Source organism: Pseudomonas sp., assembly GCF_037994325.1.
GTDB lineage: Bacteria > Pseudomonadota > Gammaproteobacteria > Pseudomonadales > Pseudomonadaceae > Aquipseudomonas.
The window spans coordinates 1-17,151 of sequence record NZ_JBBNAH010000630.1; the positions used below are offsets into that span (position 1 = coordinate 1).

13 protein-coding genes are annotated in these 17,151 nt (G+C 60.4%); all 13 read left to right on the forward strand.

Going from position 1 to position 17,151, the window contains the following annotated elements; genetic code table 11:
• Nucleotides 1–307: hypothetical protein (locus AAAB16_RS20745; RefSeq protein WP_340665031.1), on the forward strand; the 307-nt coding region annotated here is incomplete at its 5' end.
• Entirely contained in the window at nt 291–3,263 is a 2,973-nt protein-coding gene (locus AAAB16_RS20750; RefSeq protein ID WP_340665032.1) for an ATP-binding protein, read from the forward strand. The genes AAAB16_RS20745 and AAAB16_RS20750, both read left to right, overlap by 17 nt.
• Nucleotides 3,264–3,267: 4 nt before the next feature.
• Nucleotides 3,268–4,695 (forward strand): sigma-54 dependent transcriptional regulator, encoded by a 1,428-nt coding sequence (locus AAAB16_RS20755; RefSeq protein ID WP_340665033.1) that lies wholly within the window; start codon nt 3,268–3,270, stop codon nt 4,693–4,695.
• A gap of 784 nt (nt 4,696–5,479) precedes the next feature.
• Entirely contained in the window at nt 5,480–6,877 is a 1,398-nt protein-coding gene (locus tag AAAB16_RS20760) for a polynucleotide adenylyltransferase PcnB (protein ID WP_340665034.1), read from the forward strand.
• Entirely contained in the window at nt 6,877–7,368 is a 492-nt protein-coding gene (gene folK, locus AAAB16_RS20765) for a 2-amino-4-hydroxy-6-hydroxymethyldihydropteridine diphosphokinase (protein ID WP_340665035.1), read from the forward strand. Before AAAB16_RS20760 ends, folK begins: the two co-directional genes overlap by 1 nt.
• 167 nt (nt 7,369–7,535) lie before the next feature.
• The gene (gene panB, locus AAAB16_RS20770; RefSeq protein ID WP_340665036.1) at nt 7,536–8,336 is read left to right on the forward strand and encodes a 3-methyl-2-oxobutanoate hydroxymethyltransferase; all 801 of its coding nucleotides are present in this window, start codon (nt 7,536–7,538) and stop codon (nt 8,334–8,336) included.
• Complete coding sequence (panC, locus tag AAAB16_RS20775) at nt 8,333–9,193, forward strand: pantoate--beta-alanine ligase (RefSeq protein ID WP_340665037.1); 861 nt, start codon at nt 8,333–8,335, stop codon at nt 9,191–9,193. The genes panB and panC overlap by 4 nt, the downstream gene beginning before the upstream one ends.
• A gap of 38 nt (nt 9,194–9,231) precedes the next feature.
• Nucleotides 9,232–9,612, forward strand: a complete 381-nt coding sequence (gene panD, locus AAAB16_RS20780) for an aspartate 1-decarboxylase (RefSeq protein ID WP_340665038.1) — start codon at nt 9,232–9,234, stop codon at nt 9,610–9,612.
• Nucleotides 9,613–9,775: 163 nt separating this feature from the next.
• Nucleotides 9,776–11,440, forward strand: a complete 1,665-nt coding sequence (gene pgi, locus AAAB16_RS20785; protein ID WP_340665039.1) for a glucose-6-phosphate isomerase — start codon at nt 9,776–9,778, stop codon at nt 11,438–11,440.
• 290 nt (nt 11,441–11,730) lie between these two features.
• Nucleotides 11,731–13,668, forward strand: a complete 1,938-nt coding sequence (gene acs, locus AAAB16_RS20790; RefSeq protein ID WP_340665040.1) for an acetate--CoA ligase — start codon at nt 11,731–11,733, stop codon at nt 13,666–13,668.
• A gap of 66 nt (nt 13,669–13,734) precedes the next feature.
• Nucleotides 13,735–14,613 carry an oxygenase MpaB family protein gene (locus AAAB16_RS20795; RefSeq protein WP_340665041.1) on the forward strand — a complete coding sequence of 293 codons (879 nt, stop codon included), beginning with the start codon at nt 13,735–13,737 and terminating at the stop codon, nt 14,611–14,613.
• 108 nt (nt 14,614–14,721) lie between these two features.
• Complete coding sequence (locus AAAB16_RS20800) at nt 14,722–15,903, forward strand: acetyl-CoA C-acetyltransferase (RefSeq protein WP_340665042.1); 1,182 nt, start codon at nt 14,722–14,724, stop codon at nt 15,901–15,903.
• Between the two features lie 195 nt (nt 15,904–16,098).
• Nucleotides 16,099–17,115 (forward strand): class I SAM-dependent methyltransferase, encoded by a 1,017-nt coding sequence (locus tag AAAB16_RS20805; RefSeq protein ID WP_340665043.1) that lies wholly within the window; start codon nt 16,099–16,101, stop codon nt 17,113–17,115.
• Nucleotides 17,116–17,151 lie beyond the last annotated feature (36 nt).

Genomic DNA, 17,151 nt, shown 5'->3' on the forward strand with positions numbered 1-17,151 from the left:
TGCGGGAGAGGGGCTAGGGGTGAGGGCTCCTGCAAACACAACTCCTGCGCTTATGCATCGTTACCACCAACACTTCCAGCCTTCATTGCCATTCCGTTACCATCGCCGCACTCCAAACACGAGAGACGGCATGTACATCTACCGATTGGTCTTACTTCTGGTGGTGGGGATTTACCTCTTCTCCCCCGCCATCATGGACTGGTGGATCGATCCGACCGGGGCCTGGTACCGACCGTACCTGCTGTGGCTGATCCTTATCGTGGTGACCTTTATCCTGCAGAGCGGACGTGATGCTGACGAGCTTTAGCCTGAGTCAGCTGATTCTGATCAGCGCTGCCTATCTCCTTGTACTGTTCGGCGTGGCCTGGATCAGTGAGCGCGGCATTATTCCGCGCTGGATCGTGACCCATCCGCTGACCTACACCCTGTCCCTCGGCGTATATGCCAGCGCCTGGGCCTTTTATGGCACGGTTGGCCTGGCTTACCAGTATGGCTTTGGCTTCCTCGCCAGCTATCTCGGGGTGTCCGGGGCGTTTCTGTTGGCGCCGGTGCTGCTCTACCCCATCTTGCGCATTACCCGCACCTACCAGCTGTCGTCGCTGGCCGACCTGTTTGCCTTCCGCTTTCGCAGCACCTGGGCTGGCGCGCTGACCACCTTATTTATGCTGATCGGCGTGTTACCGCTGCTGGCCCTGCAATTTCAGGCGGTGGCCGACTCCATCGGCATCCTTACCCGCGAGCCGGTGCATGAGCGGGTGGCGCTGAGTTATTGCGCACTGATCACCCTGTTCACCATTTTGTTTGGCGCCCGGCATATCGCCACCCGTGGCAAAAACGAAGGGTTGGTGTTTGCCATCGCCTTTGAGTCGATCGTAAAAATGGTCGCCCTCGGTGGTATCGCGCTGTATGCCCTATATGGCGTATTCGGCGGCCCCCATGAACTGGAAGTGTGGCTGCTGCAAAATCAGGCCACCCTCGCTGCCCTGCACACGCCCTTGCAGGAAGGGCCGTGGCGCACGCTGCTGCTGATCTTCTTCGCCTCGGCGATCGTCATGCCGCACATGTATCACATGACCTTTACCGAAAACCTCAACCCACGCGCCATGGTCAGCGCCAGTTGGGGTCTGCCGCTGTTTCTGCTGATACTCAGCCTGACCGTACCGCTGATTCTCTGGGCCGGGCTGAAACTGGGCGCCACCACCAACCCGGAATACTTCACCCTCGGCATCGGCATTGCGGTGAACAACGACACCCTGGCGCTGCTGGCCTATGTCGGCGGGCTATCGGCGTCCAGCGGTCTGATCATCGTCACCACCCTGGCGCTGTCGGGCATGGCGCTTAACCACTTGGTGTTACCGCTGTATCAGCCGCCAGCCCAAGGCAATATCTACCGCTGGCTGAAATGGACGCGCCGCGCGCTGATCATCGCCATCATCGCTGCAGGGTACGGCTTCTATCTATTACTGGGCGCCGAGCAGGATCTGGCCAACCTCGGCATCGTCGCCTTTGTTGCCACTCTGCAATTTTTGCCAGGCGTGTTGTCGGTGCTGTATTGGCCGACCGCCAACCGCAAAGGTTTTATCGCCGGGCTGCTGGTGGGCATTTCGGTGTGGACCGCGAGCATGCTGTTACCGCTGATTGGTAACGTGCAGGGCATCTACATTCCGCTGTTCAACTTTGTCTATGTGCTCGACGACACCAGTTGGCACCTGGCCGCCATCGCCTCGCTGGCCGCCAACGTGTTGGTGTTTACCTTGGTGTCGCTGTTTACCGAGTCCAGCCCGGAAGAAGAAAGCGCCGCCGAAGCCTGCGCGGTGGATAACGTCCGGCGTCCGCAACGGCGCGAATTGCTGGCCACCTCGCCCCAGGAATTCGCCACCCAACTGGCCAAGCCACTGGGCGCCAAAACGGCGCAGCGCGAAGTGGAACAGGCACTGCGCGACCTGCATCTACCGTTCGATGAAAACCGCCCCTACGCCCTGCGCCGCCTGCGTGACCGCATTGAAGCCAACCTCTCCGGTTTGATGGGGCCGAGCGTGGCGCAGGATATTGTCGAAACCTTCCTGCCGTATAAATCCGGCAGCGAAAGTTATGTCACCGAAGACATCCATTTCATCGAAAACCGCCTGGAAGACTACCACTCACGCCTCACCGGCCTGGCCGCCGAGCTCGACGCCCTGCGCCGCTATCACCGTCAGACCCTGCAAGAATTGCCGATGGGCGTGTGCTCACTGGCCAAGGACCAGGAAATTCTGATGTGGAACCGGGCCATGGAAGACCTCACCGGCATTGCCGCCCACCGCGTCGTGGGCTCGCGGCTGTCGGCCATCGGCGAGCCGTGGAAGGCGCTGCTCGAGGGCTTTATCAACCTGCCCGACGAGCACCAGCACAAACAACGCCTGGCCCTGGATGGGCAGATCCGCTGGCTGAACCTGCACAAAGCGGCCATCGACGAGCCCCTGGCGCCCGGTAACACCGGCCTGGTGTTACTGGTCGAAGACCTCACCGAAACACAAATGCTCGAAGACAAACTGGTGCACTCCGAACGCCTGGCCAGCATTGGTCGTTTGGCCGCCGGTGTGGCCCATGAAATTGGCAACCCGATTACCGGCATTGCCTGCCTGGCGCAAAACCTGCGCGAAGAACGGGAAACCGATCCGGAGCTGGCGGAAATCAGCAGCCAGATCATCGAACAGACCAAACGGGTATCGCGCATCGTCCAGTCGCTGATGAGCTTTGCCCATGCCGGCGCCCGTCAGCAGCCGGAAGAGCCAGTGTGTTTGGCCGAAGTGGCACAGGATGCCATCGGTCTGCTGGCCTTGAACCGGCGTAGCATTGAGGTGCAGTTTTTCAACCTGTGCGACCCGGACCATTGGGCTGTGGGCGATCCGCAGCGCTTGGCGCAAGTGCTGATCAACCTGCTGTCCAACGCCCGTGACGCTTCGCCAGCGCGCGGTGCCATCCGCGTGAAGAGTGAAGCCAGCGAACAGACGGTGGATTTAATCGTCGAAGATGAAGGCACCGGCATTCCCAAAGCGATCATGGACCGCTTGTTTGAACCCTTCTTTACTACCAAGGATCCTGGTGAAGGAACCGGCCTGGGCCTCGCGCTGGTCTATTCCATCGTGGAAGAGCATTATGGCCAAATTACAATCGACAGCCCGGCAGACCCGGAGCTACAACGCGGAACCCGGATTCGGGTAACGTTACCGCGACATGTCGAAGCGACGTCCGTAGTGACCAGAGATCGTCGAGAGAGCTGAATTCATGCCCCATATTCTGATCGTCGAAGACGAGACCATTATCCGCTCTGCCCTGCGCCGCCTGTTGGAGCGCAACCAATACGAAGTCAGCGAAGCCGGCTCCGTACAAGAGGCGCAAGAGCGTTTCAGTATTCCCAGCTTTGACCTGATCGTCAGCGATCTGCGTCTGCCGGGTGCCCCGGGTACCGAGCTGATCAAGCTTGGCCAGGGCATTCCGGTGCTGATCATGACCAGCTATGCCAGCCTGCGCTCGGCGGTCGACTCCATGAAAATGGGCGCGGTCGATTACATCGCCAAGCCCTTTGACCACGACGAAATGCTCCAGGCCGTCGCGCGCATTCTGCGTGACCGCCAAGACAACAAACCGGCTCCCGCCGCCAGCACCAGCAATGGCAGCCGCGCCGGTGACAAACCCGCCGCCGGTAACAGTAACGGCGAAATCGGCATCATCGGCACCAGCCCCTCCATGCAGGAGCTGTACAGCAAAATCCGCAAAGTGGCCCCCACCGATTCCACCGTACTGATTCAAGGCGAATCCGGTACCGGTAAAGAACTGGTGGCCCGCGCCCTGCACAACCTGTCCAAACGCGCTAAAGCCCCGATGATTTCGGTGAACTGTGCGGCGATTCCGGAAACCCTGATCGAGTCCGAACTGTTCGGCCACGAAAAAGGTGCATTCACCGGCGCCAGCGCTGGCCGTGCCGGTCTGGTTGAAGCCGCCGATGGCGGCACGCTGTTCCTTGATGAAATCGGCGAGCTGCCCCTGGAAGCCCAGGCGCGTTTGCTGCGCGTATTGCAGGAAGGCGAAATTCGCCGTGTCGGCTCGGTGCAATCGCAGAAGGTGGATGTGCGCCTGATCGCAGCTACCCACCGCGACCTGAAAACCCTGGCTAAAACCGGCCAATTCCGTGAGGACTTGTTCTACCGTCTGCACGTAATTGCCCTGAAGCTGCCAGCGTTACGCGAACGTGGCGCCGATGTCAGCGAAATTGCCGCGCTGTTCCTGGTTCGCCAGTCGAGCAAAATGGGCCGCACTGACCTGCGTTTCGCTCCTGATGCCGAACAAGCCATCCGCCACTACACCTGGCCAGGTAACGTAAGAGAGCTGGAAAACGCCATCGAGCGCGCGGTGATCTTGTGCGAAGGCTCGGAGATTTCTGCCGAGCTGCTGGGCATTGATATCGAACTGGACGACCTGGAAGACGGCGACTTTCTCGGCGCACCCATGGCCCATAGCAGTAACAACGCCCACGAGCCGACCGAAGATTTATCTCTGGAAGACTACTTCCAGCACTTTGTCCTCGAACACCAAGACCACATGACCGAAACCGAGCTGGCGCGCAAATTGGGCATCAGCCGCAAATGCCTGTGGGAACGTCGCCAACGCCTAGGCATTCCTCGGCGCAAAACCGGCGCGGCGCTGGAGGGTTGACAGCGTGCCGGTAACAACAAATGTGTGCGCACCGTCGGCACACTTTGTTACCGCCCCTAATATCGCGTAACAAAGCCGGGTTTAACGGTAACGGAAACCCGGCTTTTTTGTGCCAGCAATGACACACCCAATACAGCTAAGCCCTTGTTTTTAAAGGATTCACAAAAACTGGCACGGCACATGCTATATGTTTGGTACAACAACAATAACAAGCACGACCAAAGACAATAAAAATAAGACGTACCGACTCCAGCACAACAAAAACAAAATCGCGGGAGGCGCAGCTAACTGATTCTTTTGGAGAGGAATGGCTTTTGGGGTTCGCCCCGCGACCAGGCTGAGAACAACAAAACTGCTACTAGGCAGAGCCCGAACTGGTTGGATCGCAAGATCATGGCTACATCAGCATCCAAAGCAATCCGTTTGCCATTAACCTCCGAATTGGAGGTTTTTTCCTGACGCCACTAGGCCGACGGAACGGGTCAACAAACAAAAACAACAAGCCCGACCTAATAATAAAAATAAAGCACGCACCTACTTGGGGGGGAGCTTCGGCTCCCCCAGTAGCTTTCACTACAGTCCCTTCGCTACACGCCCCCTTCGTTACGACAACCTCGCGCGACCTCCTCAGCTGTTACCGACCTTGCGAAACGCCCTACCTGTACCCTGGCTAAAGCCCTCTTGCTACGCGTCCTACACCATCCCCCGACACAATGCTAGAATCCGCAGCCATCATGCGGTCATTTCCAATTCTGACCGGTCATCCAGTCAAACAGTGCATCCCATGCTGAAAAAGCTGTTCCAGTCCCTACGCTCTCCCCTGCGCCGCCCTAAGCATCAGCGCAGCACCCCCGAAGTGGTGACCAGTCACCAGCACCCATTGCGCCGCGCGCATATCAGCCGCTATGCCGTCAGCATTGTTGAGCGCCTGCAAAATGCTGGGTATCAGGCCTATTTAGTCGGCGGTTGCGTACGCGATCTGCTGCTGGATATCGAGCCCAAAGACTTCGACGTCGCCACCAGCGCCACCCCCGAACAAGTGCGTGCCGAGTTCCGCAATGCGCGGGTGATTGGCCGCCGTTTTAAGCTGGTGCATGTGCATTTCGGCCGCGAAATCATCGAAGTCGCCACCTTCCGCGCTAACCACCCGGTGAGCGAAGAAGACGAAGACAGCAACCAGTCTTCGCGTAACGAAAGCGGCCGTATCTTGCGCGACAACGTCTACGGCAGCCTGGAGGACGACGCCCAGCGCCGCGACTTCACCATCAATGCCCTGTACTTCGACGTTACCGGCGAGCGCATTCTCGATTACGCCCGTGGCATGCACGACATCCGCAACCGCTTAGTGCGCCTGATTGGCGACCCGGAAAAACGTTACCTCGAAGACCCCGTGCGCATGCTGCGCGCCGTGCGCTTTGCCGCCAAGCTCGACTTCGATATAGAAAGCCACAGCGCCGAGCCGATTCCGCGCCTGGCCAAGATGCTCAAAGATATTCCCTCGGCACGCCTGTTCGACGAAGTGCTCAAGCTGTTCCTCTCTGGTTACGCCGAGCACACTTTTGAATTGTTGCTTGAGTACGACCTGTTCGAACCGCTGTTCCCGGCCAGCGCTGCCGCGCTCAAGGCAAGCCCGGAGTACACCTACAACCTGATCAGCCAGGCGTTGATCAACACCGACCAGCGTATCGAAGACGGCAAACCGGTAACCCCGGCATTCCTCTTCGCTGCCCTGCTCTGGCCAGCCCTTCCGGCCCGCGTGATCAAGTTGCAAGACCGTGGCATGCCGCCGATTCCAGCGATGCAAGAAGCCGCCCACGAACTGATCGCCGAGCAGTGCCAACGCATCGCCGTGCCTAAGCGCTTCACCATCCCCATCCGGGAAATCTGGGACATGCAGGAACGCCTACCGCGTCGCAGTGGCAAGCGCTCCGACCTGTTGCTGGAAAACCCGCGCTTCCGTGCCGGTTACGACTTCCTGCTGCTGCGTGAAAGCGCTGGCGAGCAAACCAATGGCCTGGGCGATTGGTGGACCGACTACCAAGACAGCACCGATAGCGAACGCCGCACCATGATTCGTGAGCTGGCGGCTAACCCGGAAGAATCCGGCGCCGCACCGCGCAAGCGCCGTCGGGGTGGCAACCGTAAACGCGGGCCCGCAGCGCCGAGCGCGGCACAAGACTGATGGAACGGGTGTATATCGGCCTGGGCAGCAATCTGGCCGAGCCGTTACAGCAACTGCGCGGCGCCCTGGCGGCGCTGGCGCAGTTGCCCTGCACCACGCTGGTACAGGCCTCTTCTTTCTATATCAGCGATCCGCTCGGCCCTGCCGACCAGCCGCGCTATGTCAATGCCGTGGCCGCGCTGGATACCACCCTAGAGCCGCTGCAATTGCTCGACGCCTTACAAGCCATCGAGCTAAACCAGGGCCGTGAACGTAAAGACGAACGCTGGGGCCCACGCACCCTCGACTTGGACATTCTGCTGTTCGGCAACCACCTGCTGAACGAGCCGCGCCTGCAAGTGCCGCACTACCATATGCACGCCCGGCCGTTTGTCCTCTACCCATTGGCCGAACTCGCCCCCAACCTGCGCCTGGCTGACGGCCGTCTGCTCAGCGACCTGCTCCTGGCCTGTCCATTCGAAGGCCTGGAACAACTGCCGGTATCGCCGTAAGCGGCACCGTTGCTGGCCTCAGGTAGTAAAACTACAAAATCGGCATTGGCGGTAACGCCAGTAACAAGTCGGTAACACCTGCAATTGACTTCGCCCTTTCGCATCACGACTATAGGCGTCCCGTTGCCCCGCGCCGGTGCGCGCGAGGCTCTAAGAGGACCAATATGATGCCTGACGTTACCCTGAGCACCCTGCAAGAGCTGAATCAAAAAGGCGAAAAAATCGCCATGCTCACTGCCTACGACGCCACCTTTGCTTGCGTTGCCGCCAATGCTGGCGTGGAGGTCTTGCTGGTGGGTGATTCCCTGGGCATGGTCACGCAAGGCCATGACAGCACCCTGCCTGTTACCACCGCAGACATGGCCTACCACACCGCTAGCGTTAAACGCGGCAATCGGGGGGCGTTTATTGTTACCGACCTGCCCTTTATGGCCTACGCCACCCTTGAACAAGCCTTGGTCAACAGCGCTGCAGTGATGCAGGCCGGCGCCCATATGGTCAAGCTCGAAGGCGGCGCCTCTCTCACTGAAATCGTCCGGCGCTTGGCCGAAAACGGCGTGCCAACCTGCATCCATATGGGCCTTACGCCGCAATCGGTAAACGTGCTCGGTGGTTATAAAGTGCAGGGCCGTAACGAAGCCCAGGCGCGTCAGCTGCGCAGCGACGCCATCGCCCTGGAACAAGCCGGCGCGGCCATGCTGCTGCTCGAATGTGTACCCAGCGAGTTGGCGGCGGAAATCACCGATGCGGTGAAAATCCCGGTCATCGGCATTGGCGCCGGTAACGCCACCGACGGCCAGGTACTGGTGCTGCACGACATGCTCGGCCTGTCGCTCAGCGGCCGCATGCCCAAGTTCGTGAAGAACTTTATGGACGGCCAGAGCAGCATCGAAGGCGCCATCCGCGCCTACGTCGCGGCGGTCAAAGATGTCTCCTTCCCTGGCGCTGAACACGGATTCTCTGCATGAACACGGTTACCACCGTCCGCGAGTTACGCGCTGCTGTCGCCCAAGCGCGTGCCGAGGGCAAAGATATCGGCCTGGTGCCAACCATGGGCAATCTGCACGCCGGCCATGCCGCGCTGGTGGAAAAAGCCGCGCAACGGGTCGACTTCGTGGTGGCCAGTATTTTCGTCAACCCGCTGCAGTTCGGCCCCAAGGAAGACCTGGCCAGCTACCCGCGCACCCTGGCGGCGGACAAACAGCGTTTGATCGAAGCCGGCTGCCAACTGCTGTTCGCCCCCAGCGTTGAAGAGATGTACCCCGACGGCATGGCCGCGCAAACCATCGTCCATGTCTCGGGTGTGTCCGAGGGCTTGTGTGGCGGTAGCCGCCCGGGGCATTTCGATGGTGTGTCGACGGTGGTTACCAAGCTGTTCCAGATGGTGCAGCCGGATATCGCCGTGTTTGGCCAAAAGGACTACCAGCAGTTGGCCGTGATTCGCACCCTGGTGCGCGACCTGAATATGCCCATTCAGATCATTGGCGAGCCCACCGTGCGTGCCGAAGACGGCCTGGCCCTGTCTTCGCGCAACGGTTATTTGGACGAAGCCCAACGCGCCAGCGCCCCGGCGATCTACCACTGCTTGCAACAAATGGCCGCCGCCATCAAAGCCGGCAGCCGCGACTTCGCCGCCCTGATCACGCAAGGTCAGCAGCAACTGCAAGCGGCCGGTTTTCGTATGGACTACCTGGAAGTACGCCGCGCCGACAACCTGCGCCCGGCTAGCGGCGAAGACCGTCATCTGGTGATTCTGGTTGCTGCCTTTGTCGGCACCACCCGCTTGATCGACAACCTCGCCTTCGACCTGCCCGAAGGCGCGTAAGCCCCCCTAATAAGAAACGAGCCAAAGGAACACCTGCCATGCACGCCATTATGCTCAAGGCCAAACTGCACCGTGCCGAAGTCACCCACGCTGTGCTCGACTACGAGGGCTCCTGCGCCATCGACGGCGAGTGGTTGGACCTGGCCGGCATCCGCGAGTACGAACAGATTCAGATCTATAACGTCGACAACGGCGAGCGCTTCACCACCTACGCCATCCGTGGTGAAGAAGGCTCGCGGATTATCTCGGTCAATGGCGCGGCGGCGCATAAAGCCCGGGTCGGCCACCGCGTGATCATCTGCGCTTACGCCCATTACAGCGAAGCCGAACTGCTGAATTTCAAACCGAAAATGCTTTATATGGCACCGGGTAATGAACTCAGTCACACCAGCGATGCCATACCTGTTCAAGTCGCTTAGGCGGCCGGCTATCATTCGCCGCAGAACAGACTCAGCGCTTTCACCTGCCCTTGGCATGAAAGCCGCTAAAAGCCTTGTTACCCGCTAAGATGAAAGCCCGGAGCCGTCCGGGCTTTTTAATGGTCATAGGTTTCTCACGTTAGTCAGAAGGAATTTGCAGGCTATGGCGTACTACCAACATCCCCTCGACGTTACCTCCTTGCCGGCCTGGCAGGCCTTACGCCAGCACCGCGAAGCCATGCAAGACTTCAGCATGCGCGAAGCCTTCAACTCCAATGACCAGCGCTTCAGTGAATTCACCCTGAGCAGCTGCGGCCTGTTTCTCGACTATTCGAAAAACCTGATCACCAGCGAAACCCGCGACCTGCTGGTCAAGCTGGCCGAAGAAGTGGGCCTTAAGGAAGCCATCGCCGAGATGGTCGAAGGTAATCTGGTCAACGCCTCCGAAGGTCGCCCGGCACTGCACACGGCTCTGCGCCGTCCGGTCGGTGATCGCCTGGCCATCAACGGCGTCAACGTGATGCCCGATGTACACCGCGTGCTGAACCAGATGACCGAGCTGGTCACCCGCATTCACAACGGCCTGTGGCGCGGCTACACCGAGAAGCCGATCACCGACGTGGTGAACATCGGTATCGGTGGCTCCTTCCTCGGCCCGCAACTGGTCTCCGAAGCCCTGCTGCCCTACGCCCAACAAGGCGTGCGTTGCCATTACCTGGCAAACATTGATGGCAGTGAATTCCATGAACTGTCCGAAGGCCTGAAGGCCGAGACCACGCTGTTTATCGTCTCGTCGAAATCTTTCAACACCCTGGAAACCCTGAAAAACGCCCAAGCGGCCCGTAGCTGGTACTTGGCCCAGGGTGGCTCGGAAGGCGATCTGTACAAACACTTTATTGCCGTATCGAGTAACCGCGAGGCCGCTGTGGCCTTTGGTATTCGTGAAGAAAACATCTTCCCGATGTGGGACTGGGTAGGTGGGCGTTACTCGCTGTGGTCGGCTATTGGTTTGCCAATCGCACTGGCCATCGGTATGGCCAACTTCAAAGAACTGCTGTCCGGCGCCTATGGCATGGACCGGCATTTCCAGACCGCCCCGTTCGAAAGCAATATGCCGGTGCTGCTGGCCTTGCTCGGCGTGTGGTACGGCAACTTCTGGGGCGCGCAAAGCCACGCCATCCTGCCGTACGACCACTACCTGCGAAATATCACCAAGCACTTGCAGCAGTTGGATATGGAATCCAACGGCAAAAGCGTGCGCCAGGACGGCAGCGCCGTCACCTGCGAAACCGGCCCGGTGATCTGGGGTGGCGTGGGCTGTAACGGCCAGCACGCCTACCACCAGTTGCTGCACCAAGGCACCCAACTGATCCCGGCCGACTTTATCGTGCCGGTAGTCAGCTACAACCCAGTGGCCGACCACCACCAATGGCTGTACGCCAACTGCCTGTCGCAGAGCCAAGCCTTGATGCTGGGTAAAACCCGCCCCGAAGCGGAAGCGGAACTGCGCAGCAAAGGCCTGCCCGAAGACGAAGTCGAGCGCCTGGCGCCGCACAAAGTCATCCCTGGCAACCGCCCAAGCAACACCCTGGCCATGGAGCGCATCAGCCCGCGTCGCCTCGGCGCCTTGGTGGCGCTGTATGAACACAAAGTGTTTGTGCAAAGCGTGGTCTGGGGCATCAACGCCTTTGACCAATGGGGTGTGGAACTGGGTAAAGAGCTGGGCAAAGGCGTATACCAGCGCCTGACGGGCGGCAACGAACAGCCAGCCGAAGATGCCTCCACCCAAGGCCTGATCGACTACTTCCGTGGTCGTCACCGCGGTTAATCGCTTAGCGCTCTACAAAAAGCCGGCCTGCTAAGGCCGGCTTTTTTATTTCCTTTCAAGATCTGGATCGCCAGCCCGCTGGATTCACGCCTGCGCGGGAATGACGGTGTTCGTCTCGATATCTGCGTCGTCCCCGCGCAGGCGGGGACCCAGAATCTCGAAGCTGTCCACCATTTCGAGGGGTTGTAACCGGCCGCAGCCACGGTGCACCCTAACGGTCTATCTTTAGCTTCACCCTTTGCCACATCCAGCGGTCATAACTAGCGGTTAACAAAAACAAGGACTCCGCCATGTTCAAGATCTCCGACCACCCCGTCGCCGACGCGGTGCGCGAGCGTGCCTTGCTCGACAGCGACGGCTATCAGCGTCTGTATAAGCAGTCCATCGACGACCCCGAGCAGTTCTGGGGCGAACAGGCCAAGGCCTTTCTCGATTGGTTTCAGCCGTGGCGCAGCGTATACCACGGCGATATGCGCACGGGGCACGCCACCTGGTTCAAGGACGGCAAACTCAACGTCAGCTACAACTGCATTGATCGCCACTTGGAAAAACGTGGCGACCAGGTGGCCATCATCTGGGAAGGCGACAACCCCAGCGAATCAGCCCATATCACCTATAAAAAGCTCCATCACCACGTCAGCCGTCTGGCCAATGTGTTGAAAAGCCGCGGCGTGGAAAAAGGCGACCGGGTGTGCATTTATATGCCCATGGTGCCGGAAGCCACCTACGCCATGCTCGCCTGCGCGCGCATCGGCGCGGTGCATTCGGTGGTGTTTGGCGGTTTTTCTCCGGATGCCCTGCGTGACCGCATTCTCGATGCCGATTGCCGCACCGTCATCACCGCCGATGAAGGCGTGCGCGGCGGTAAATACGTGCCGTTGAAGGCCAACGTCGATAAAGCCCTACTGAGCTGCCCGGATGTGTCCACCGTGGTCGTGGTGCAGCGCACCGAAGGCGATGTGCAGTGGAACGAAGGCCGCGACCTTTGGTACCACGAAGCCGTCAGCGCCGCCGATGGCGATTGCCCGCCCGAGCCAATGGACGCCGAAGATCCGCTGTTTATCCTGTACACCTCCGGTTCAACTGGCAAACCCAAGGGCGTGTTGCATACCACCGGCGGCTACCTGCTAGTGGCGGCCATGACCCACAAGTACGTGTTCGATTACCACGACGGCGATATCTACTGGTGCACCGCCGATGTCGGCTGGGTCACCGGCCATAGCTATATCGTCTACGGCCCGCTGGCCAACGGCGCCACCACCTTGGTGTTCGAAGGCGTGCCGAATTACCCGGACAGCTCGCGCTTCTGGCAGGTGATCGACAAGCATGAAGTAAACATTTTCTACACCGCCCCCACCGCGTTGCGCGCGCTGATGCGTGAAGGCGAAGGCCCGGTGAAGAAAACCTCGCGCGCCAGCCTGCGCCTGCTCGGCAGCGTCGGCGAGCCGATCAACCCGGAAGCCTGGGAATGGTATTTCAACGTGGTCGGCGAGTGCCGCTGCCCCATCGTCGATACCTGGTGGCAGACCGAAACCGGCGGCATCATGCTCACCCCGCTGCCCGGCGCCACGGTGCTCAAACCTGGTTCGGCAACCAAGCCCTTCTTTGGCGTGCAGCCAGCCCTGTTGGATGAACAAGGCAAGGAAATTGAAGGCGCCGGCTCAGGCGTGCTGGTGATCAAAGCCAGCTGGCCGAGCCAGATTCGCAGTGTGTACGGCGACAACCAGCGCATGATCGACACCTACTTCAAGCCCTACCCCGGTTACTACTTTTCCGGCGATGGCGCGCGCCGCGATGCCGATGGCGACTACTGGATCACCGGGCGGATTGACGATGTGATCAACGTATCCGGCCACCGTATTGGCACCGCCGAGGTGGAAAGCGCCCTGGTGCTGCACGACGCGGTCGCCGAAGCCGCTGTGGTCGGTTACCCCCACGACGTTAAAGGCCAGGGCATATATGCCTTTGTTACCCTGATGCAGGGCATTGAAGTCAGCGAAGCGCTGCAGAAAGAATTGCTCGCCCTGGTGGGCAAGGAAATCGGCAGCTTCGCCAAGCCGGAGCTGCTGCAATGGGCGCCAGGGTTGCCGAAAACCCGTTCGGGAAAAATCATGCGGCGTATCTTGCGCAAAATTGCCTGCAACGAATTGGATAGCCTGGGTGATACCTCGACCCTGGCCGATCCATCCGTTGTCGATAACCTGATCGACGGGCGCCTGAACCGCTAACCCCGCTTACCCGGCGCAGCGCACTGCGCCGGGTTTGTTCACCACGTAAGCACTGATTAACTCACCATGGAATTTCTTCGCCAGCGTATCGAACGCCAGGTGCTGAGCCTGACCGGCCTGGCCCTGGGCCAAATCGACTTTGAACAACCGCCCGGCGACCCCGGCCTGTTTGGCCCGGACGCGGTGTGCTGGCGCGTGCATGGCGACTTCACCAGCATGATGATCGGCGGCATCAGCGCCCTGCTCCTGCAAGCCCTGCATCCACTGGCATTAGCCGGCGTGTGGGACCATTCGAATTTCCGCGAAGATTTGCTCGGCCGTCTGCGCCGCACCGGGCAGTTTATTTCCGGCACCACCTACGGCTCGAGCAAAGACGCCAATTGGCTGATCGACAAGGTGCGCACCATTCACCTGCAAGTAACCGGCACCGCCCAGGATGGCCGGCCTTATGCGGCGTTTGATCCCGAGCTGCTGACCTGGGTGCATGTCGCCGAAGTCAGCAGCTTTCTGGCCGCCCATTTGCGCTATTGCAATGCGGATTTAGCCCTCAGCGAGCAAGACCGTTACTACGACGAAGTCGCCCTGATCGCTGAACGCCTGGGCGCTACAGATGTGCCGCGCAGTTGCCAACAAGTGGCCGACTACCTGCACGCGGTTCGTCCACAGTTGCTCTGCGACCATCGCAGTGTCGAGATTATGGACGTGCTGTTTAACGCCCCCGCGCCGAGCACCATTGCCAAGCCGTTTGGCGCACTGATGATGCGCGCCGGGGTAGACCTGTTGCCGCCGTGGGCGGCAGAGATGCTTGGTCTGGAAATGGCTGAAGGGCAACGGCTATTGGTGCGCAGCGCGGTTAAACGCAGCGCCCCCATGCTGCGGTGGGCGGTGCGCACCGGCGCCCTGCACCGGGCGCGCAAACGCATGGGTTTACCGCCACTGCGCTGACCCACCAGTCAGCCTTGCGTGTGGCCGCGCCCCAGCCCCTGTGCCACCATAACCGCCCGTCGCGGCGTGCCCGCGCACCATTCAAGCCCGAAGAAGAGGAACTGCGCCATGAGAGACGTCGTAATCGTTGCCGCCACCCGGACCGCCGTCGGCAGTTTCCAAGGCTCGTTGGCGGGCATTCCTGCTGTTGACCTCGGCGCGGCGGTGATTCGCGCACTGCTCGAACAGTCGGGTATTGATGGCGCTCAGGTCGATGAAGTGATCCTCGGCCAAGTGCTGACTGCCGGCGCCGGGCAAAACCCCGCGCGCCAGGCGGCAATCAAAGCCGGTCTGCCAGTGGCAGTGCCAGCGCTGACCCTGAATAAAGTCTGCGGCTCGGGCCTCAAAGCCCTGCACTTGGGCGCGCAAGCCATTCGTTGCGGCGACGCCGACGTCATCATCGCTGGCGGCCAGGAAAATATGAGCCTGTCCCCCTACGTAATGCCCGGCGCCCGCACTGGCCTGCGCATGGGCCACGCGCAGGTGGTCGACAGCATGATCACCGATGGCCTGTGGGACGCCTTTAACGACTACCACATGGGCATCACCGCCGAGAACTTGGTGGATAAGTACGCGATCAGCCGTGAGGCGCAGGACGCCTTTGCTGCCGGCTCGCAACAGAAAGCCGTCGCCGCTATCGAAGCGGGCCGCTTTATCGACGAGATCACCCCGATCCTGATCCCGCAGCGCAAAGGTGACCCGATCGCCTTCGCCACCGATGAGCAGCCGCGCGCCGGCACCACTGCCGAATCGTTGGCCAAACTCAAACCCGCATTCAAAAAAGACGGCACCGTTACCGCTGGTAATGCCTCTAGCCTTAACGATGGCGCGGCTGCCGTGCTGCTGATGAGCGCGGAAAAAGCACAGGCCTTGGGCCTGCCGGTACTGGCGAAAATCGCCGCCTATGCCAACGCCGGTGTTGACCCAGCAATCATGGGCATTGGCCCGGTATCGGCAACCAAACGCTGCCTGGAAAAAGCCGGCTGGACCCTCGAGCAACTGGACCTGATCGAAGCTAATGAAGCGTTCGCGGCGCAAGCATTGTCGGTCGGCAAGGAACTGGGCTGGGACGCAGCCAAGGTCAACGTCAACGGCGGCGCTATCGCCATCGGCCACCCCATCGGCGCATCAGGCTGCCGGGTGCTGGTGACCTTGCTGCACGAAATGATCAAACGTGATGCCAAGAAAGGCCTGGCGACCTTGTGCATCGGCGGCGGCCAGGGTGTAGCGCTGGCACTCGAACGCACCTGAAGCCTTGATCTGACATCTGCGCACCTGGGCCCCCGCCTGCGCGGGGGCGACGGCGGATTGAACAAAAACCTCCGTCATTCCCGCGTAGGCGGGAATCCAGGTACGCCGCTCTGATTGCATCCGAGCTTTCCCACCGCCATACCCCATTAGCTTTCTTGTTAAACTGCGCGCCCTTCTTTTTCCGAGCCGTCGCGCATGTCTTCCCTCGATCTGGCGCTGCGCGCCGCCCTCGCCAATCGCCAGGCCTTGCTGGCTGAATTGCACAGCCAAGGCAGCGATTGCTACCGCCTGTTCCATGGCAGCCAGGAAGGTGCTTCCGGCCTGACGATCGACCGCTACGGCCCGCAACTACTGGTGCAAAGTTTCCACACGCCGCTAGAACGTGACGCCTTATTGGCCGCCCACGCCCTGATCACTGATGAACTGGGCCTGGACCTGCTGCTGGTCTACAACGACCGCTCCGGCACTAACTCTCGCATCGACCGCAGCGATGCCGTTTACAAAGCCGAACCTGCCGCACTGGAAGATTTGATCGGCCACGAATGGGGCCTGAACTACCGCGTGCGCGGCCGCCACGCCGGGCAAGACCCGCTGCTGTTTCTCGATCTGCGCAACGCACGCGGCTGGGTAAAAAACCACAGCGCCGGCAAAAGCGTGCTCAACCTGTTTGCCTATACCTGCGGTGTTGGCCTGGTTGCCGCAGCAGGCGGTGCACGTGAGGTGTGCAACCTCGACTTCGCCGAAGGCAACCTGGCGGTGGGCAAGGAAAACGGCGCGCTAAATCCTGAGTTGGCGCCGATGCAATTTATTCAGTCCGACTACTTCCCCGCCATTCGCCAGTTGGCCGGGCTGCCGATCAGCCAACGCCGTGGGCAAAAACTGCCGAGTTATATCCGCCTCGACCCACGTCAGTACGACCTGGTGTTACTCGACCCACCGGCCTGGGCTAAAAGTGCCTTTGGCACCGTCGATTTGCTGCGCGATTACCAAAGCCTGCTCAAGCCGGCGATCCTCACCACCGCCGAGGATGGCGTGCTGATCTGCTGCAATAACCTGGCAAAGGTGGCCATGGAAGACTGGCGCGACCAGGTGCTGCGGTGTGCCGACAAACTCGGCCGGCCGGTGCGCGAATGGCAGGTCATGCCACCGGCCACCGACTTCCCCTCCAGCGACGGCAGACCGCCGCTTAAAACGCTGATCCTGAAGTTTTAACTAACCGCGCGGCCCAGCCTCTGCGTACCTGGGCTC

What these genes read in the sequence shown, in the direction of transcription:
- AAAB16_RS20795 (WP_340665041.1), top strand. Translation starts at nt 13,735, where the DNA reads ATGGAATTTCTTCGCCAGCGTATCGAACGCCAGGTGCTGAGCCTGACC.
- folK (WP_340665035.1), top strand. Translation starts at nt 6,877, where the DNA reads ATGGAACGGGTGTATATCGGCCTGGGCAGCAATCTGGCCGAGCCGTTA.
- acs (WP_340665040.1), top strand. Translation starts at nt 11,731, where the DNA reads ATGTTCAAGATCTCCGACCACCCCGTCGCCGACGCGGTGCGCGAGCGT.
- pgi (WP_340665039.1), top strand. Translation starts at nt 9,776, where the DNA reads ATGGCGTACTACCAACATCCCCTCGACGTTACCTCCTTGCCGGCCTGG.
- AAAB16_RS20800 (WP_340665042.1), top strand. Translation starts at nt 14,722, where the DNA reads ATGAGAGACGTCGTAATCGTTGCCGCCACCCGGACCGCCGTCGGCAGT.
- AAAB16_RS20750 (WP_340665032.1), top strand. Translation starts at nt 291, where the DNA reads ATGCTGACGAGCTTTAGCCTGAGTCAGCTGATTCTGATCAGCGCTGCC.
- panC (WP_340665037.1), top strand. Translation starts at nt 8,333, where the DNA reads ATGAACACGGTTACCACCGTCCGCGAGTTACGCGCTGCTGTCGCCCAA.
- AAAB16_RS20755 (WP_340665033.1), top strand. Translation starts at nt 3,268, where the DNA reads ATGCCCCATATTCTGATCGTCGAAGACGAGACCATTATCCGCTCTGCC.
- panD (WP_340665038.1), top strand. Translation starts at nt 9,232, where the DNA reads ATGCACGCCATTATGCTCAAGGCCAAACTGCACCGTGCCGAAGTCACC.
- AAAB16_RS20760 (WP_340665034.1), top strand. Translation starts at nt 5,480, where the DNA reads ATGCTGAAAAAGCTGTTCCAGTCCCTACGCTCTCCCCTGCGCCGCCCT.
- AAAB16_RS20805 (WP_340665043.1), top strand. Translation starts at nt 16,099, where the DNA reads ATGTCTTCCCTCGATCTGGCGCTGCGCGCCGCCCTCGCCAATCGCCAG.
- panB (WP_340665036.1), top strand. Translation starts at nt 7,536, where the DNA reads ATGCCTGACGTTACCCTGAGCACCCTGCAAGAGCTGAATCAAAAAGGC.